Annotated in this window: 14 protein-coding genes; 9 read left to right on the forward strand and 5 right to left on the reverse strand. The window is 35.2% G+C overall.

The genetic code is table 11. From position 1 onward, the window contains the following. Positions 1 to 16: 16 nt before the first annotated feature. The 8 genes from ACXX8U_RS03845 (at position 17) to ACXX8U_RS03880 (ending at position 11939) form a co-directional block, all read left to right on the forward strand. Positions 17 to 1291 (forward strand): MFS transporter, encoded by a 1275-nt coding sequence (locus tag ACXX8U_RS03845; protein WP_458564685.1) that lies wholly within the window; start codon positions 17 to 19, stop codon positions 1289 to 1291. A 77-nt stretch (positions 1292 to 1368) separates the two neighbouring features. Beyond that, positions 1369 to 1905, forward strand: coding sequence for a hypothetical protein (locus ACXX8U_RS03850; protein WP_458564686.1), 537 nt, complete (start codon positions 1369 to 1371; stop codon positions 1903 to 1905). Between the two features lie 241 nt (positions 1906 to 2146). After that, the gene (locus ACXX8U_RS03855) at positions 2147 to 4348 is read left to right on the forward strand and encodes a B12-binding domain-containing radical SAM protein (protein WP_458564687.1); all 2202 of its coding nucleotides are present in this window, start codon (positions 2147 to 2149) and stop codon (positions 4346 to 4348) included. A 92-nt stretch (positions 4349 to 4440) separates the two neighbouring features. Further along, the gene (locus ACXX8U_RS03860; protein WP_210788625.1) at positions 4441 to 4926 is read left to right on the forward strand and encodes an acyl-CoA carboxylase biotin carboxyl carrier protein subunit; all 486 of its coding nucleotides are present in this window, start codon (positions 4441 to 4443) and stop codon (positions 4924 to 4926) included. 96 nt (positions 4927 to 5022) lie between these two features. Further along, the gene (gene accC / locus ACXX8U_RS03865) at positions 5023 to 6462 is read left to right on the forward strand and encodes an acetyl-CoA carboxylase biotin carboxylase subunit (RefSeq protein WP_458564688.1); all 1440 of its coding nucleotides are present in this window, start codon (positions 5023 to 5025) and stop codon (positions 6460 to 6462) included. Between the two features lie 53 nt (positions 6463 to 6515). After that, a complete protein-coding gene (locus ACXX8U_RS03870) occupies positions 6516 to 8057 on the forward strand; it encodes an acyl-CoA carboxylase subunit beta (RefSeq protein ID WP_458564689.1) in 1542 nt (513 codons plus the stop codon). Between the two features lie 320 nt (positions 8058 to 8377). After that, positions 8378 to 10501: an ATP-binding protein gene (locus ACXX8U_RS03875; RefSeq protein WP_458564690.1), complete on the forward strand. Its 2124-nt coding sequence runs from the start codon at positions 8378 to 8380 to the stop codon at positions 10499 to 10501. An 85-nt stretch (positions 10502 to 10586) separates the two neighbouring features. Beyond that, positions 10587 to 11939 (forward strand): NAD-dependent succinate-semialdehyde dehydrogenase, encoded by a 1353-nt coding sequence (locus tag ACXX8U_RS03880; RefSeq protein ID WP_458564691.1) that lies wholly within the window; start codon positions 10587 to 10589, stop codon positions 11937 to 11939. A gap of 89 nt (positions 11940 to 12028) precedes the next feature. On the opposite strand, the gene ACXX8U_RS03885 is transcribed toward ACXX8U_RS03880, so the two are convergent. Further along, positions 12029 to 12508, reverse strand: coding sequence for a hypothetical protein (locus ACXX8U_RS03885; protein ID WP_458564692.1), 480 nt, complete (start codon positions 12506 to 12508; stop codon positions 12029 to 12031). A gap of 732 nt (positions 12509 to 13240) precedes the next feature. On the opposite strand from ACXX8U_RS03885, the gene ACXX8U_RS03890 reads away from it, so the two are divergent. Further along, positions 13241 to 14290 carry an outer membrane beta-barrel protein gene (locus ACXX8U_RS03890; protein ID WP_458564693.1) on the forward strand — a complete coding sequence of 350 codons (1050 nt, stop codon included), beginning with the start codon at positions 13241 to 13243 and terminating at the stop codon, positions 14288 to 14290. 76 nt (positions 14291 to 14366) lie between these two features. On the opposite strand, the gene ACXX8U_RS03895 is transcribed toward ACXX8U_RS03890, so the two are convergent. The 4 genes from ACXX8U_RS03895 to ACXX8U_RS03910 all read right to left on the reverse strand — a co-directional run bounded on the left by ACXX8U_RS03895 (position 14367) and on the right by ACXX8U_RS03910 (position 18876). Continuing rightward, on the reverse strand, positions 14367 to 15269 hold the full coding sequence (locus ACXX8U_RS03895; RefSeq protein ID WP_458564694.1) for an N-acetylmuramoyl-L-alanine amidase: 903 nt from the start codon (positions 15267 to 15269) through the stop codon (positions 14367 to 14369). 31 nt (positions 15270 to 15300) lie between these two features. Beyond that, complete coding sequence (locus ACXX8U_RS03900; protein ID WP_458564695.1) at positions 15301 to 15771, reverse strand: hypothetical protein; 471 nt, start codon at positions 15769 to 15771, stop codon at positions 15301 to 15303. A gap of 25 nt (positions 15772 to 15796) precedes the next feature. Beyond that, positions 15797 to 17110, reverse strand: a complete 1314-nt coding sequence (gene rimO / locus ACXX8U_RS03905) for a 30S ribosomal protein S12 methylthiotransferase RimO (RefSeq protein WP_210788615.1) — start codon at positions 17108 to 17110, stop codon at positions 15797 to 15799. Positions 17111 to 17298: 188 nt separating this feature from the next. Next, a complete protein-coding gene (locus tag ACXX8U_RS03910) occupies positions 17299 to 18876 on the reverse strand; it encodes an OmpP1/FadL family transporter (RefSeq protein WP_458564696.1) in 1578 nt (525 codons plus the stop codon). Between the last annotated feature and the right edge of the window lie 28 nt (positions 18877 to 18904).

Below are 18904 nucleotides of genomic sequence, written 5' to 3' on the forward strand. Positions count from 1 at the left end.
CGTTTTTACAAAGAATATGACCAACAAACCAACAAAAAATACCGTAAAACATGTGCTTTTTGGGAGCTTGATAGGAACTACAATAGAGTTTTTTGACTTTTATATTTTTGCTAATGCGGCCGTTTTGGTGTTTCCGCAGCTGTTTTTTCCGAGTTCGGATGCTACATTGGCCACCTTACAATCATTGGCTACTTTTTCAATTGCTTTTTTGTCGCGTCCGCTTGGTTCGGCTTTTTTTGGACATTATGGTGATAAAATTGGTCGTAAGTTTACTTTGGTCGCAGCTTTGTTAACCATGGGAATATCAACGGTAGCCATTGGTTTTTTACCAAGCTATACTAGTATTGGTATTGCTGCTCCTTTGTTGTTAATGTTATGTCGTTTTGGTCAAGGTGTAGGTTTGGGAGGCGAATGGGGTGGTGCTGTATTGCTTGCTATTGAAAATGCGCCTCCTAATAAAAGAGCTTGGTACGGAATGTTTCCGCAATTAGGCGCTCCAATTGGATTATTGCTTTCTGGAGGAACTTTTTTAATACTAACCGACACGATGAGCAACGAAGATTTTATGAGTTATGGTTGGCGAATTCCATTTATAGCAAGTTCTCTTTTGGTATTAGTAGGTTTTTATATTAGGACCAAAATTACGGAAACACCTTCGTTTGAAAATTCAAAAAAGGAGCAAGCGGCTGTGAAAATTCCGTTTTTCAGCCTTGTCAAATCCTATAAAAATCAACTTATTTTTGGAACATTAGCGGCGGTAACCACTTTTTTAGTTTTCTATTTAATGACCGTTTTTACTTTGAGTTGGGCCACATCCGACTTGGGTTACAGCAAGCGAGATGCTTTGTTACTTCAGTTGTTTTCGGTTTTGTTTTTTGCTCTCTGTATTCCTGTTTCGGCAGTGGTAGCTGATCGATTTGGACGCCGAAAAATTCTTATGCTGGCCACCGCGCTAATCGCTGTTTTTGGTTTTTTCTTTTCGTTTTTCTTAAACTCGGGACAAAATAGTTTGATAACTACTTTTGTTTGTATGGGTATGGCCTTGATGGGATTTACCTATGGGCCTTTAGGAACTTTTCTTTCGGAGCTTTTTCCAACTCAGTTGCGTTACACAGGTGCCTCGTTAACCTTTAATTTAGCTGGAATTTTAGGCGCTGCTTTTGCGCCAATGATTGCAATTTGGCTGGCCACTACTTACAATTTAACTTACGTCGGTTTTTATTTGACTGCTACAGCAACCGTTTCATTACTTGCTTTTTTGATTATTAAAAAGGACAAGCAGGAGTTTTAGTAAGGAATAAGTTAGTTGTGATTTATTATTCAAATGCGAGTAGTGTGCGTCAATTTAATATTAAAACGAAGATATCTTTGGAAAAAACAATATTTGAAACTGAAAAAATTCCATTTAAGGAAAGATGCAAAAAAGATATTAAAATTAAATTTTTTGGCATTATAATTTTTTTATCAATCCCAATATTCTCTTTTGGTGAATTTAATATTATGTCAATATTATTTATTCTCTTTTTTTTATTTGTATTCATATCTATAACATATGATGAATCAAAAGAGTTTGTATACAAAATTGAATTTGAAAATGAAAACGTAAAAATTTCTGGTAGCAATTTTGATAATGATTGGATCGAAAAATTTGAAATTAAGAAAGTAAATATCCACATTAGAAAACGTGTATCAAAAACTGGAAGTGTAATTGGATATAAGATAGTATTCAAAAGCGCTAAGAAAAAAATAACATTAAACAGATTAAATAACTGGAATAATTTTGCATTACACCAGATATTCACAGAGTTTAAAAAATTAAAAGGGGAAAAAATAACAATTGATGAGAAATCATTAATCGATGGAATTAAGAAAAAAGCAGAAAATGAAGGCGAGTGGAAATACTAACCAAAAACGATGCACAACAAGCTACAAACACTTTTGTACTAGGCTTAATTTAGTCCTAAACTGCTTTTTGCGCGGGAACGTTATGTCTGTTTTTTTCAAGTGATTTACATTTGCTTGACTCCATTTCATGCGGCTGCTGATTTTTTGATACTATTAAGCTAGTGGATTTCACTTTTAAACTCAAAAACATTTTTCATAAAACACCACAATTATCCCTTATTTTTGCACAAAATAATTCCACTTGAAAACGAAACTTTTTCTCATCACGCCACCTTTTACCCAACTGAATACCCCGTATCCGGCGACGGCATACATCAAAGGCTTTCTGAATACTTTAAATATTGAGTCTGTACAGGCTGATTTGGGTATCGAGGTGATTTTGAAATTATTTTCGAAGGAAGGATTAACAGATTTGTTTCAAGCAGGAAGTCAAAAGTTTAAAGCTGGAAAGATCTCAGATAATTCCAAAAGAATTTTTGCTTTACAAGACGAATACTTAAAAACAATCAATCCCGTAATTGCTTTTTTGCAAGGCAAAAATCCAACATTAGCGCTTCAAATTTGTCAAGAAGATTTTTTGCCAGAGGCTTCACGCTTTGCACAATTAGAAGAACTCGATTGGGCGTTCGGAACAATGGGAACTCAGGATAAAGCCAAGCACTTAGCCACTTTGTATCTCGAAGATATTTCAGATTTTATAGTTGAATGTGTTGATGCTAATTTTGGTTTCAGTCGGTATGCGGAACGATTGGGGCGAAGCGCTAATTCTTTTGACGAATTGTACGAAGCCTTGCAGCAGGAGCCTACTTACATCGATTCGGTTTTGTTTTCTCTTCTGAAAGAAAGAATTGAAAAAGTACAGCCCACATTATTTTTGATATCGGTGCCTTTTCCAGGAAATTTGTATTCGGCTTTTCGTTGTGCGCAATGGGTTAAAAAACATTTTCCTGAAATTAAAATTTCTATGGGAGGCGGTTTCCCAAATACGGAATTGCGCTCCCTTTCTGACGCACGCGTTTTTGAGTTTTTTGATTTTATTACGTTAGATGATGGCGAAACACCTATTGAAGAACTAATTAACGCTATCTCGTCTAGTGCAGTCGAGAAGCAATATAAACGAACTTTCCTTTTAGAAGACGGGGAAGTAGTTTATAAAAACAATTCCGCTAAACCAGATTACAAGCAATCCCAAGTGGGTACTCCTGATTATTCTGATTTACTTTTGGATAAATACATTTCGGTAATCGAAATTGTCAACCCGATGCACCGCATGTGGAGCGATGGCAGATGGAATAAGCTTACCATGGCGCACGGTTGCTATTGGGGCAAATGTACTTTTTGTGATATTTCATTAGATTACATCAAAATTTACGAACCCGTTTCTGCAGCATTACTCTGCGATCGAATGGAGGAAATGATTGCTCAAACAGGAGAAAATGGTTTTCACTTTGTTGACGAAGCAGCGCCGCCAGCTTTAATGCGAGCATTGGCTCTAGAAATCCTGCGTAGAAAATTGTCAGTGACGTGGTGGACGAACATTCGATTCGAAAAAAGTTTCACCAAAGATTTATGTTTATTGCTCAAAGCATCAGGTTGTATTGCGGTTTCGGGCGGACTCGAAGTCGCATCTGATCGATTGCTAAAATTGATTGATAAAGGAGTTACTGTAGAGCAAGTCGCACGAGTTACACGCCATTTTACCGAAGCAGGAGTGATGGTACATGCATATTTAATGTATGGCTATCCTACTCAAACGGTTCAAGAAACGATTGATAGTCTTGAAATGGTGCGTCAATTGTTCGAGGCGGGAATTTTACAATCAGGATTTTGGCATCAATTTGCCATGACAGCTCACAGCCCTGTTGGGATGTATCCCGAAAAATTTGGTGTAAAAAAAGAAACTGAAGCTATAGGTACTTTTGCCAACAACGATATTAATTATACGGATGCTACGGGGATTGATCATGATAAATTTAGCTTCGGATTAAAGAAATCCCTTTTCAATTTTATGCACGGTATTTGTTTTGATTATCCGTTACAGGATTGGTTTGAGTTCAAAATTCCAAAAACCAAAATCCATCCTGATTTCATCCTTAATGCCTTAAATGAAGCAGAAGATTTTTCTACTAAGCCCACGGCAAAAGTGGTTTGGTTGGGAGGAAAACCTTTTGCAGAAGCATTTACAAAGTCTAAAAAAGGGAGAACATGGAATATGATGTCTTTCACTTTTCATGATAAAAAAGATAGTTTTTCAATTCAAACCAGTGCCCAAGAAGGAGAGTGGTTGCAACAGTTGCTTGAAAGAATTTCGGTGTCTCAAACTAAAGTTTATACTTTTCATGAAATAAAATCCGATTTTGAACTAACTCTTGAAGACTTTGAACTCTTTTGGTTCTCTAAACCAATTAAAACACTGCGCGATTACGGCTTGCTTATACTTTAAAATAATCCTTGTTTACACGACCAAAAAAGTGATTTTTTGGTTTACGAAAACGTTTTCTTTTACTTATTTTTACGATTCTAAAAAAGTAAACAATGAGTACTACTTATAAAGTGAACGTAAACGATACTTTCCTTTTTGATTTGGATCAGGAAAGTACGAATCAACTTGATGCCGTGCATTTAAGTTCTAATGCATATCATGTTTTACACGATAGCAAACCTTATGAAGTAGCTATTTTAGCTGCTGATTTTCTTCAAAAAAAATACACTGTCAAAGTCAATAATTCGGTTTTCGAAGTCGATATTGCCAATCCACTTGACACTTTGATTAAGGAGATGGGCTTTGAAACAGGGCTTTCCAAACAAATTAATGCCATCAAAGCTCCAATGCCAGGATTAATTCTAGAAATTAATGTTGTTGTAGGTCAAACGGTCCAAGAAAATGACAATTTGATTATTCTTGGTGCCATGAAAATGGAAAACAGTTTTTTATCACCAAGAGATGGAGTAATTAAAACCATTGCTGTGCAAACAGGTGATGCGGTTGATAAAGGACAGCTATTAATTGAATTTGAATAAGTAACGCCTGTGAGTTTTACTAGCTTAAAATTTTGCACTGCTTAAAAGTTTGTTGCAATATATTTTAAAACTGATAACTCCGTTAAAATCTAAAAAATGAAAAAAATACTAGTTGCCAATAGAGGTGAAATTGCTATTAGAGTGATGAAAACCGCACAAAAAATGGGCATAAAAACAGTAGCCGTATATTCTACCATAGATCGTAATGCACCTCATGTTAAGTTTGCTGACGAAGCCGTTTGTATTGGCGCTGCGCCTTCAAGTGAGTCTTATTTATTGGGAAATAAAATTATTGAAGTAGCATTGTCACTTCAAGTAGATGCTATTCACCCAGGATATGGATTTTTGAGTGAAAATGCTGATTTTGCTGAAGAGTGCGAAAAAAATAATATCATATTCATTGGCCCAAAATCAAAAGCAATTCATGTAATGGGAAGTAAATTAGCAGCTAAAGAAGCTGTTAAACAATACAATATCCCCATGGTTCCAGGATATGATCAAGCTATTACTGATGTTGAAAAAGCCAAATTAGTTGCTCAAGAAATTGGTTTTCCTATTTTAATCAAAGCCTCTGCAGGTGGCGGTGGAAAAGGGATGCGTGTGGTAGAACAAGAATCAGACTTTGAATCGCAAATGGATCGTGCTATCAGTGAGGCAGTAGCGGCTTTTGGCGATGGTTCGGTTTTTATCGAAAAATACGTAGGCTCACCGCGACACATCGAAATTCAAATCATGGCAGACAGTCATGGTAATGTATTGTACTTTTTTGAAAGAGAGTGCAGCATTCAGCGCCGCCATCAAAAAGTAATTGAAGAAGCTCCTTCATCAGTATTAACGCCTGAATTGCGAAAAAGAATGGGAGAAGCGGCTGTTTTAGTAGCCAAATCTTGTGATTATTTAGGAGCAGGAACAGTTGAGTTTTTATTGGATGAAAACCTAAATTTCTATTTCCTTGAAATGAATACGCGTTTGCAAGTAGAGCATCCGGTGACAGAATTAATCACGAGGACTGATTTAGTTGAACTTCAAATAAAAGTAGCTCGTGGCGAGGCTTTGGCGATGAAACAAGAAGATTTAAAAATTTTAGGTCATGCCATGGAGTTGCGCGTATATGCTGAGGATCCTTTGAATGATTTTTTGCCAAGCGTAGGTAATTTAGAGGTATATCAATTGCCTGAAGGCGAAGGTGTACGTGTTGATAATGGTTTTGAACAAGGTATGGATATTCCTATTTATTACGATCCCATGTTGGCTAAACTAATTACTTATGGTCAAACTCGTGAAGAAGCTATTCAAATCATGATCAAAGCCATAGCCGCTTATCAAGTTAAAGGAGTCGAGACTACCTTGCCTTTTGGGAAATTTGTTTTTGAGCATGAGGCTTTCCGTTCCGGTGATTTTGATACTCATTTTGTTAAAAAATATTACAGTCCTGAAAAGTTAAAAGATCAAACTCAAAAAGAAGCTCAAATTGCAGCCTTAGTAGCTTTGAAACAGTATTTTGAAGATCAAAAAAAGGTACGATTGCCGAACTAAAGATTCGTTTGTGATTTAAGAATAAATATTAGTTCGAGCTAAAAAAGATAAAGATGAAAGACAAAATAAAAATTTTAAACGATAAAATAGCCGAAGCGCATTTGGGTGGAGGTAAAAACAGAATTGCCAAACAACACGGAAACAAAAAGCTTACAGCAAGAGAGCGCGTAGAATATTTGCTTGACGAAGGTTCATTTGAAGAAATCGGGATGCTTGTTACGCATCGTACAACCGATTTTGGAATGGAAAAAGAGCAGTATTACGGTGATGGTGTAATTACGGGCTATGGAACTATTAATGGCCGATTGGTATGCGTTTTTGCTCAAGACTTTACCGTTTTTGGAGGTTCTTTGTCCGAGACACAAGCCGAGAAAATTTGTAAAATCATGGATATGGCAGTTAAAATGAGTGTACCTATGATTGGTTTAAATGATTCTGGTGGTGCACGAATTCAAGAGGGTGTTCGTTCTTTGGGTGGTTATGCTGATATTTTTTACCGCAATGTACAAGCAAGTGGTGTGATTCCCCAAATATCTGCTATAATGGGTCCTTGCGCTGGTGGTGCTGTATATTCTCCTGCAATGACTGACTTTACGATGATGGTCGAGGATACCAGTTATATGTTTGTTACCGGTCCAAACGTAGTTAAAACGGTTACAAACGAAACAGTAACTTCAGAAGAATTAGGTGGTGCCAGTACGCATTCAACCAAATCTGGCGTAGCACACATCACCTCTACAAATGATGTGCAATGTTTGGATGATTTGAAGCGTTTGTTAAGTTATTTGCCTCAAAGTAATAAAGAAAAAGTAGCTGATTTACCGTATCAATTAGACACTGAACTGCGTGAACAATTAGAGCAAATTATTCCAGATAATCCCAACAAACCTTATGATATGCATGAGGTAATCAAAGGGGTAATCGATGCCGATTCGTTTTTTGAAATTCATAAAAATTATGCCGAAAATATTATCGTTGGCTTTGCACGATTAGGTGGAAAAAGCATTGGTATAATCGCTAATCAGCCTATGGTTTTGGCAGGTTGTTTGGATGTTAATAGTTCTAAAAAAGCAGCTCGTTTTACTCGTTTCTGTGATGCATTCAATATTCCATTACTTGTTCTTGTAGATGTACCTGGTTTTTTACCTGGAACAGATCAAGAGTGGAATGGTATCATTATTCATGGTGCCAAACTATTGTATGCCCTAAGTGAAGCTACAGTGCCCAAGGTTACTTTGATTACTAGAAAAGCTTATGGTGGCGCTTATGATGTAATGAATTCCAAACACATTGGAGCCGATATGAATTTTGCTTGGCCTACTGCCGAAATCGCAGTTATGGGGGCAAAAGGAGCATCTGAAATTATCTTTAAAAAGGAAATAAACGAAGCCGCTGATCACGAAGCAAAATTACTTGAAAAAGAAGCAGAGTACGCCAATTTATTTGCTAATCCATATACAGCAGCGCAACGCGGATTCATTGATGAGGTCATTCATCCTCAAGATACTCGACGAAAGTTGTTGAAAGCTTTTAGTATGTTAGAAACAAAAGAAGTGGTATTGCCTAACAGAAAGCACGGCAATATTCCGCTGTAAATCCGATATTGGAAGCAGTATCAATAAGATTTTCCTCATCAAAAACGAAATGTACTTGTTTAAGTATTCATGTTTTTGATGAGGATTTTTTTATTTCTACGAGATTTGAAAAAATGGACTTGTCTTGTAACACCCAACTATTGCTAGGGTTTTGCTATCGTATTGATGTGTAAGAGGTTATTTATTTGTTATTTTTTTTTAAAATCATAAGATGTTTTTTTTTAAGATAAAAAGAGCTAACTTGCACGCGCTAAAAAAAGTGATATATCTTACAAAAAAAATACGATTTTATTAATTTGATGTAATGGTTTTTCCGATTTATGAATAAATTTTGTCATTTAAATACCTACTCCAAGTTAATTTTGTTGATTGCATCAACAACACTTTTTTTTATATTTATCTACATTACACTTTATCTCTACACTGTTCAGGAAGAACGACATTTTTACGACATTACCTATCAACAATATGAAAAAGAGGTCAAATCACTCTTTCGTTTAAATTCAAAAACAGCTACTGCCACTATCATTGATGTTACGTATTGGGATGAACTTGTTCAATTTACAAAGTCTAAAGATGAACAATGGTTTCAGCAAAATATTGTCAAAGAGTTTGATGCTTACGAAGCTGATTATATTGGAATTTATGGACTAGACTCGCAGTTGATCAACAAAACAGGAACAAAAAAATTAAAAAATGGAATTAAAATTTCTCCAGAGATTTTAAAAGCAGTACGTAGATCGAGATTGAAACGCTTTTATTTGTCAGTGCCCGAGGGTATTGTTGAAGTGTTTTCTGCTACAATTCATCCTGCTTCTGATCCAAAAAAAAACAAAACAAAACCCGAAGGTTATTTCATAATTGCGAGATTGTTGGATCAAGTTTTTTTTAACTCTTTAGGACGAATTAGTAGTTCGGAGGTTGTTCCTGTGAACTCAAACCATGTACTCGAAAAAGAGGGTAATTTGATAGTGGTAAGTTTAGATTTGAAAGATTGGAAAAATCAAACTACCTGTAAGTTACTTTTTAAGCGGCCATTTACCCTTAACTATAAAAACACAAAAGAAATTCTTTTTGTGGTATTATTAGTTTCGCTTCTCAGTATTCTAATTTATGTATTTTGTACCAAAAAATGGGTGTACGATCCATTAAAACTAGTTAAAAGCATATTAGAAACTACCAATCAATCTGCAATTAGTGCCTTAAAAAAAGTACCAGGTGAATTTGGTTATATTGGTAATTTATTTGAAGAAAATAACATTCAACGAAAACAACTTGAGAAAGCAAAACGTAAAGCGGAAGAAAGTGATACGCTAAAATCATCTTTCCTTGCAAATTTGTCACACGAAATCCGCACCCCAATGAATGCCATTATGGGTTTCAGTGATTTATTGGGAGACGACAGTTTATCGGAAAACGAGAAAAAACAGTACCTAAAAATTATTAAGGATAGTGGTTCAAACTTAGTGTCTATTATTGAAGATTTAATAGAAATGTCTAAAATTGATGCTAATCAAATTGTTCCCAATTTTGCAGCTGTAGATCTTGAGGCTTGTATGAAAGAGTTGTATTCCTCTTTAAAAGTAACCATTCCACCATCAAAAGAAATTGTTTTTTACTTAAAGACTTCCTCTAAACCATTAGAACAAAAAGTACTAACAGACGAAACGAAACTCAAGCAAATATTGATCAATTTGATTACTAATGCAATTAAATTTACAGAGTCAGGGTCGATCAATTTTGGTTATTCAGTGCATAAAAAGAAAGGTTTTTTAGAATTCACTGTTGAGGATACGGGCAATGGTATTAGTAAAGATTATCTAAAAGTGATTTTTGATCGATTTCGACAAATAGAAGCTACAATATCTCCAGAATTGACAGGTCTCGGTCTAGGGCTTTCTATTACCAAAGCTTATGTTGAAATGTTAGGTGGTAAAATAGAAGTAAAATCAGCTATTGGTAAAGGCTCTATTTTTTCTTTTACCATTCCGCTAGTAATTGATGAAAATGTAGCTTTAGTAACACCCTTGAAAACTCCAGCTTTAGTGCAAGGTACTGATGATGAAGTAATTTTAGTTGCTGAGGATGATAACGTAAACTATCTATTACTGAAAAAATTAATTCAACATAAAAAGCACACTGTTCTTCGTGCCGTAAATGGTCAAGAGGCAGTTGCTATGTGCAAAGAGCATAAAGATATTAGTTTGGTTTTTATGGACTTAAAAATGCCAGTACTTAATGGCTATGAGGCTTTTGAACAAATTAGAATGAACCGCCCCGATTTGCCAATTATTGCGCATACTGCATACTCTTCTGTTGAAGATAGGGAGAGAATTATGCAGTTTGGATTTACTTCTTACATTTCTAAACCACTTCAAAAAGAAAAAGTATTTGAGATTCTTGATTCTGTTTTTGCTGATTTTACGCAATCTTCGAGGAATTAGACCAAGCTTTTACAGATAGTATTTATGTTTTTGTTGGGTTTTTGTTTTATAAATTAGACTTAAATTTACCAGAAAAAATACTTGTATGATTTTCAAATCAATCAATCCTTATACCCAAGAGATCGTTACGACACACCCTATTTTAACTTCGGTACAACTTCGTCAAAAAATAAGTCTTGCTGATAAAGGGTTTCATTATTGGAAAACAACTTCTTTCGAGGATCGCACAGTAAAAATGAAACGCTTAGCCGATTTACTTCGGTTAAATAAAACCGAATTAGCGCTACTAATTACTTCCGAAATGGGAAAGGTTTTAGCTGAAAGTGAGGCCGAAATTGATAAATCAGCCCTGAATTGCGAATATTACGCAGAAAAAGCAGAACAATTACTGAAAGAAGTAATCAACTCTACTAGATTTAATAGCAAAACCGTCTATGATCCTTTAGGTGCAGTTTTTGCAATTATGCCTTGGAACTATCCTTTTTGGCAAGTATTTAGATATGCAGCTCCTACAATAATGGCTGGAAATGTAACATTACTAAAGCATGCACCAAATGTTATGGGATGTGCTAAGGCAATTGCGCGATTGTTTCTTGAGGCTGGTTTTCCTGAAGGTGTTTTTCAAGAGCTCGCTATTGATGTGCCGCAAGTAGAGGAAGTAATTGCTTCCAATATTGTATGTGGTGTGACCTTGACAGGTAGTGAAGCAGCTGGCGCTGCTGTGGCGTCGTTGGCGGGGAAACACATTAAAAAATCAGTTTTAGAACTTGGCGGGTCTGATGCTTTTATTGTTTTTGATGATGCTAACTTAGAAGCCGCTGCTACAGTAGCTGCGCAATCTAGAATGGGTAATGCAGGGCAAGCTTGCATTTGTGCCAAGCGATTTATTGTTACTGAATCAGTTGCAAATGATTTTACTTCTCTTTTTATCGAAAAGGTTAAAGAGATACAACAAGGCGATCCATTGAATGCTCAAAATCAAATGGGACCATTGGCTCGCATCGATTTGGCTGAAAAATTAGAACTACAATTGCAAACAGCTTTAGAACAAGGTGCTCAATTACTTTTGGGAGGTAAGCGAGAACAATGTAATTTTCAGCCAACAATAATAGATCATGTTCATGTGAAAAACATTGCCTTTCAAGAAGAAACATTCGGACCTCTAGCTGCAATTGTTCGTGCCAAAAATGAAGAAGAGGCCATTACTCTCGCTAATCAACATCGATATGGTTTGGCAGCGGCTATTTGGTCAGAAGATGTAGAAAATGCGCAGCAACTGGCTAGAAAAATTGAAGCGGGATCTGTTTTTATCAATTCTTTGGTTCGTTCAGACTCACAAGTTTCGTTTGGAGGAATTAAAAAGTCAGGTTACGGAAGAGAACTTGGAGCGATAGGACTAAAAGAATTTCTCAATGTAAAATCGATAGTTGTAGGTTAACTTGTCAGTGTTTCAAATAATAAAAGCCGAAAATAGATCTTGTAGTTCTAATTTTCGGCTTTTTTATGTTTACATGGAGCTTTTAAAGCTTAGTACGTGTACAATTCTGCTTTCAGATTTTGAGGCGAACTTGATGTAATGACCATAAAAGGAGCACCTTTTTTGGCGGCTAATTGTTGTAGCCTTTTGATTGATTGGTCTTTAAAAGCTTGATTAGTATCTCCTTTGGTTTTTCCCAAAAAACTTGAAACAGATCCTGCTTTTTGTAGACCCGCAGTCTGTTTGTTAGTAAGGGCGACAACTTTGTGGTAATCAGCTGCATCTTGGAGGATTACTTTTTCACTCACTTCGACACTATTTTTTTTATTGTTTTCGTGCATTTGTGCTATTGCAAATTTGCTAATCGTTTTTTCTTCAGTACTATTAGGCAATGAGAAAAACAAAAGGTTGTCTTCCGTTTTAATATAATTTACTTCAATTTTTTGACCATTATGTTGCTCAAATTTATGAGTTTGAGCAAAGTTGGCAGTGGCACAAATTAATAATGCAAGTGTAATTAAATATTTCATTATGTTTTTTTTTAAGTTGTTTGTTTTTTTGTTAACTCAAATTTTGTCAACTCTTTTTGAGTGCAGTGTTGCTTTACTGAAAAACTATTTCTTTAGTCCAAAAGTGGAGACGGTAGCAAAGCAAAAAAATGGTGATGAAAACACCACTTTCCATCCTTGCTTTTTCACAATCTAAAGGTAAAAAAAAGGAAATTATTATTTTTTAAATTTTTCTTAAATATAGCTTGGTAAGGATTTTTTCTTTGGTTCATAATAGATAAATAGAAGACGGTTTTTCCTCCAATAAACCTAATTTATTTTTCTATTTAATTTATATATTTAAATAATTACCTCTATTTCGATAGGGGCATGTTATTTTATTTTTATTAAAATGTCTTATTTAGTATGTTTTTTAAATTATTTTTTGCAATAATCTTTATTTCGATAGGGTGTATGATAAATTTTTTATTATTGATTTTTTAAAAAATAAACTTTAAAATAGGGAATGCTTATTAATTTTTATTGATTTTCTGTAATTCATAATTCTGCTATCTCGGCTGTCAAAAAACTTCTAATTCGTAATTATTGGTAAATAAAAGTTAATAAATTCGCTTTAGGTAAAAGCATAAAAAACAAGAAGATAGCATCGAACTATTTTCTTTTTATTCTTTTTTGCTATTGGTTCGCGACAGTAATAGCAGTAATAAATCCGTAAGATTATTAATCTTAATTACTAATTAAAACCAACTAAAAATGAAAAATCAACTAGCTATTATTGCTTCGCTGCTTGTATCCGTTATTGCGTTTGCACAGGAGTCTGCAACAATTCCAACTACCACATTTGCAGGTTCTGCAGATGCGTACTACAAATATGATTTTGCAAAGGTAGACAACAGTTTGACAAGCTTTAGCAATTCACATAATTCTTTTGAACTCGGAATGGCATCAATCGAAGCTTCCCATAAAAGGGGAAAAGCTTCCGTTTTTGTTGACTTAGGTTTTGGTAACAGAGCAGCACAATTTACTTATAATGACGAGGCTACTAGCTTTATGATTAAACAATTGAATTTTACTTATGAGTTTTCAGATAAGTTTAAAGTTACTGCGGGTAGTTTTGGAACTCATTTGGGTTACGAATTGGTAGATGCAGTTGATAATAAAAATTATAGTATGTCGTATGCTTTTACCTATGGTCCCTTCTTTAATACAGGGATTAAAGCGCAATATACTTCGGGTAAATTTAGTTTTATGGCTGGAGTTTCTAATCCAACTGATTTTAAAACTGCCATTGAAGCGGGTTCTTCTCAAAAAACATTTATTGGCCAATTGGCTTTTGCAGGAGATACAGGTAGTGCCTTTTTTAACGTAACCTCCGGCAGTAGTAATCCTTCATCTACTGAAAATAAAACGCAATTTGACTTTGTGGGTACAAAAAAAGTAAGTGATTCTTTTTCGCTTGGTTTTAATGGAACGTATGCAATGACTAAAGATGATCTGGATAGCGATCTTAATGGTGAATGGTTTTCATTGGTAGGTTATGCGACTGTTTCATTGAAAGAATCACTAAGTCTTGCCTATAGATTAGAGTATTTAGATGCAAAAGAAGCTACGCCAGCATTGCGATTATTAACAGGTACAACAGTTGTTGGAAATACGTTATCGTTGAATTACAAAGTAGGTAATTTAACCATTATTCCAGAGTTTAGAGTAGATACTGCCTCAGAAGATATATTTACAAATAGTGCTGCCGCTCCAAAGGGACTCACAGCATACACATTATTAGCTACGACTTATACATTCTAATTTTTTTTTTAACTGTCAAGGAACAAGTTTTCTTGGCAGTTTTTTTTTCGAATTTAAAAATTGTGCTCCTTTCGTTCTACTGTTGCTTGTAAATGGAGTAAATAGTATTTATTGTTAGTGGATCCAATAAATTGTTGACTTCGTTTTGTATGTAATGTAATTTAAATGCTGTTACTGCAGCGGCCAAATTTTTGGTGTCATAACCGATTAATCGCAGTCCTAGTTCAGGATTGAAATCGATGGGAGCTGTCATTAAAAACTCGTCTGGCCATAATCCAAAACCTTTTTCAGCAAGAATTTTCCAAGGAAACAAAGCACTTGGATCTTTTTTTCGAGAGGGTGCTATATCAGCATGGCCAATAAAATTTTGTTGCGGTATATTGTAGTCTTTCTTTAATTTGGTCAACAGCGCTAATAAACTATTGATTTGCATTTCTGAGAAAGGTTCTGTACCGTTATTGTCTAACTCAATACCTATCGAACATGAATTTAAATCAGTGTTCTTGCCCCAAGAGCCATTTCCAGCATGCCAAGCTCTTAAGTAATCATTAAGCATTTGAACCACTTTTCCGTCGTCTCCAATTACGTAATGTGCGCTTACTTGAGTAGTTGTTTTTGTAAAAGTTTTTATCGTTTGCGGAAGCGAATCTTGAGCAGTATGATGAATAATTACAAAATTGGGTTTGCGAAGATTGAAATTTACAGAGCTAACCCATTCTGTACTAATGCCATTTTGTAAACTAGCTGCATTCATTTTGAATAAAGTATCCTTGTAGGTATGAAGTTGTTGCCTGTACAGTGTATCAATCGGAATTGGTACAAACGGAATCACAGGTAACGTCTGAGCTTCTTTATTTGAAATGGTTTCCTTTAGGGTTGTTAAATTTGTGTCATATGTTTTTTCGTTGGCTGGAAAAGGTTTCGGTGCGCAAGAAAAAAACAGCACAAGCAAAAGGAAATAATACAGGGTAATTTTCATAATTAAACGAGCTGATTTTGTACATCAGGAACTATTGCTCCTCTGCTTTCTTTTTATTTTTTACTTTTTTAGAACCCCTTGACTCACTGTTGAGAGCCTTGAATTTTTCTTTTTGATCTGGATTTAGTAAATCATTGATCTTTCGGTTAGTGGTTTCAGAAAGCACTTTTATGTTATTCGATTTTTCTTCCTGAGAGACTTCGGCTTTTAGTAAAATACCTTGCTCTTTCATACTTTCCGTTATGATATTACTTATCGCAATAGCTTGTAATTCATCCAATGAAAGATCTGGTGTCAAACGTTCCATGAGTTTTGCTACAGTTACCTCTACCGGAATTTCTTTCGGTTTGTCTGGTTGTCTGTTTTGGTCCATACCACCAGCCATTCGTCTATTCATACCATAGCCGTTTCCATACCCATTTCCGTACCCGTATTGTGCTGAAATTTCGTTCGAAAAGAATAAGGTTGTAACTAATGCGATTCCGTAAAAGACTGCTTTCATAGGTGTTGTTTTTAAAAGATAAACGTTATGCTGGTTCTCCGTATAAATCAAATTCAGTAGCTTCGGTGATTTTTATCATCGCGAATTCCCCTGTTTTTAAATAGTGCTTAGATGCATCAATCAATACTTCGTTATCTACATCAGGACTATCAAATTCAGTTCGGCCAACAAAGTGAGCACCTTCTTTTCTGTCAATAATACATTTATAGGTTTGTCCGATTTTTTCTTGATTCAAGTCCCAAGAAATTTGCGATTGCAATTCCATAATTTCGTTAGCGCGATCTTGTTTTACTTGATCCGGAACATCATCTTCAAGTAAGTAGGCGTGTGTGTTTTCTTCATGTGAATAGGCAAAACAACCCATTCTGTCAAATTTCATTTCTTGAACAAATTCTTTCAAAATATTGAAGTCTTCTTGAGTTTCACCAGGATATCCTACAATTAATGTTGTTCTGATGGCCATTCCTGGCACAGCTGCACGAAAGTCTTTTAATAGTTTAGTTGTTTTTTCTCGTGTAGTTCCTCTTCGCATTGATTTTAAAACAGAATCTGCGATGTGCTGCAAAGGAATATCAATATAGTTACAAATTTTTGGCTCTCGTTTCATGATTTCCAAAACCTCCATAGGAAATCCAGTAGGGAAGGCGTAATGCAAACGAATCCACTCAATTCCTTCTACTTTAACAAGCGCCTCAAGTAAATCGCCTAAAGCTCTTTTTTTGTATAAATCTAGTCCGTAATAAGTTAAATCTTGTGCAATTAAAATCAATTCTTTAACGCCGTCTCTCGCCAAACCTTCTGCTTCTTTAACTAGTTTTTCAATAGTTTGTGAAACATTTTTTCCACGCATTAAAGGAATAGCACAAAAACTACATGGTCTATCACATCCTTCAGAAATTTTTAGATAGGCATAGTTTTTTGGAGTAGTAGTTAATCGCTCCCCTAGTAATTCATGTTTGTAATCGGCGCCAAGTGCTTTTAGAAGTTGAGGTAGTTCTGTAGTGCCAAAAAATTGATCCACATTTGGGATTTCTTTTTCTAAATCTGGGCGGTATCTTTCTGAAAGGCATCCGGTTACAAATACTTTGTCTACTAATCCTTTTTCTTTTTTATCGGCATATTCCAAAATCATATTAACCGATTCTGCTTTTGCATTATCAATAAAACCACAAGTGTTAATCACGATAATATTGCCTTCATCAGCTGCTGCAGCTTCATGTGTTACTTCTTTTCCATTGGCGCGAAGTTGACCCATAAGGACTTCACTATCATACACATTTTTTGAACACCCAAGGGTAATTACGTTTATTTTGTTCTTTTTTAAAGATTTCGTTCTCATAACATTAGAATCCTGATATTTTAGGAATTTTGCAAAATTACACTTTTTTATTCAAACAGCTATTTTTTACTGTTTTTTTCAATTTTTAGATGTTGTCTTCAAGTAAGGATCTATAAAAGGTTGTATTGATTTTAAAAAAAAATCCGTTTCAATTACTGAAACGGATTTCATTTATATGATAGATCTTTTTATAATTCGAATAACAACGTTAGCGAAACGGTGTTGTTTATGGCGTCAATGCTAGCGCCATCTGTAAATCCTTGATTAAAAAAACCTTGCTGCGTATTTCTCTTAGCGTATGCATACGCTAAATCGACTTTAGTTGATCCGAAATTATAACCCAATCCAGCTGAAAATCCATTTAGGTCGCCAATAGTAGTATTGTCAACGTAAGGACTTTGTTCGTAACGATAACCACCTCTTAGGCTTAAACGTTCAATTTTGTACTCACCTCCAATGCGAAGTTCTCCGCTTGTGTCTAGTGTGCGACTCATTTCATTGTTTAACGAATTAAAAAAGAAATCATTAGCAGGTTTAAATTGAGTGCTACCGTAGTTTTTTAAAGCATAATCAATACTTAATAATCCTTTTTTTCCAAATACATAGGCGAAACTTCCTGTTACTCTGCTTGGTGTTTGCAATTTATAAGGTTCGTATACATTGATGACTTGCGGTGCAATTATATCAGCAGGCAATTCGCCGCTTGTATTTGCGCTTACTACCGTTAAACTTTGAGATAATTCATCCGTTAAATTATACCAAGTCGACGATTCGTACGCTAGTCCTACACGAATTTCGTTTGTCAATTTAGCTATTGCTCCTAATTGAAATGAAAATCCGGTTCCGTAGGTATTTAAGTCATTGTTGAAGCGTAATCTTGAAACTGTATAGTTACTCGATAAAGTTGCATTGTTGCGTTCTGTAAATGAAGATGATTTGGTGTAGTCAGTAAAGTGGGAATTTAGATTCAATCCGAAATAAAATTTATCTTTGTAAGAGGTAGATAAATTAAAAGATAATTTACCATTGTATCCTGTACTGTAGACTTCGTTAGTTTGGAAATAATTTCCTCCTCCCGGAACATTTGAAACATAAGCTGAATTTTCATTGTTTTCATCAACGGCATCCAATAAAAAACCTTGAAAACCAAGAAACGCTTGCTGCGCATCAAAGCCATTAAGTCCAGGAAATTGAGTGTTGGGTAAATTACGTCCTAAAAAAGAGTACAAATCACTTATTGTTTCTCCGGGTTCTCGGTTAACAAATTGCTGTGGTACTGGAGCTCCATTGTTGCCTCTGTTTGCAAATGCTAAGAAATATTGATCTATCGAATTAGTTGGATTGGTTCCAGCAGAAAAAACACCATTGTTAAAATTATTTGTGTTTTCGTAATTAACACCAATTGCAATTTTTTTCCAATCGCCATTGTTTTTTGACCCAAAAATAAAAACAGCTCCAGCTTGATTCAAGTCGAATGTATTGGTTTTCTCTGCGTTAGTTTCGCCAAAGTAAGTTGAATTGTTTTTGTTATTAAAGTTGCTTAAGGTCACAGTCATTTGATTGTTTGCAAATATGGCTGAACCAGCAGGATTCACGTTTAATGAGGATAAATCACCTCCAAGTGCTCCAAATGCTCCGCTCAGGGCTCTAAACCGCGCTGTTCCTGTTAGATTGTCCTGGGCGTAGCGCAATGCATCTCCTACCTCTTGTGCTTGCGTAGCAATTGCGGTAAGACCCAAAACTGCTACTAAAAAATATTTTTTCATCTAAATCAAAGATTTGTTTATATCTATT

This window comes from Flavobacterium sp. GNP001, from assembly GCF_054343775.1.

Bases quoted from the DNA above. Each gene is read 5' to 3' on its own strand.
- ACXX8U_RS03845 (WP_458564685.1), top strand. From the start codon at position 17: ATGACCAACAAACCAACAAAAAATACCGTAAAACATGTGCTTTTTGGG.
- ACXX8U_RS03860 (WP_210788625.1), top strand. From the start codon at position 4,441: ATGAGTACTACTTATAAAGTGAACGTAAACGATACTTTCCTTTTTGAT.
- accC (WP_458564688.1), top strand. From the start codon at position 5,023: ATGAAAAAAATACTAGTTGCCAATAGAGGTGAAATTGCTATTAGAGTG.
- ACXX8U_RS03870 (WP_458564689.1), top strand. From the start codon at position 6,516: ATGAAAGACAAAATAAAAATTTTAAACGATAAAATAGCCGAAGCGCAT.
- ACXX8U_RS03875 (WP_458564690.1), top strand. From the start codon at position 8,378: ATGAATAAATTTTGTCATTTAAATACCTACTCCAAGTTAATTTTGTTG.
- ACXX8U_RS03880 (WP_458564691.1), top strand. From the start codon at position 10,587: ATGATTTTCAAATCAATCAATCCTTATACCCAAGAGATCGTTACGACA.
- ACXX8U_RS03885 (WP_458564692.1), bottom strand. From the start codon at position 12,508: ATGAAATATTTAATTACACTTGCATTATTAATTTGTGCCACTGCCAAC.
- ACXX8U_RS03890 (WP_458564693.1), top strand. From the start codon at position 13,241: ATGAAAAATCAACTAGCTATTATTGCTTCGCTGCTTGTATCCGTTATT.
- ACXX8U_RS03895 (WP_458564694.1), bottom strand. From the start codon at position 15,269: ATGAAAATTACCCTGTATTATTTCCTTTTGCTTGTGCTGTTTTTTTCT.
- ACXX8U_RS03900 (WP_458564695.1), bottom strand. From the start codon at position 15,771: ATGAAAGCAGTCTTTTACGGAATCGCATTAGTTACAACCTTATTCTTT.
- rimO (WP_210788615.1), bottom strand. From the start codon at position 17,110: ATGAGAACGAAATCTTTAAAAAAGAACAAAATAAACGTAATTACCCTT.
- ACXX8U_RS03910 (WP_458564696.1), bottom strand. From the start codon at position 18,876: ATGAAAAAATATTTTTTAGTAGCAGTTTTGGGTCTTACCGCAATTGCT.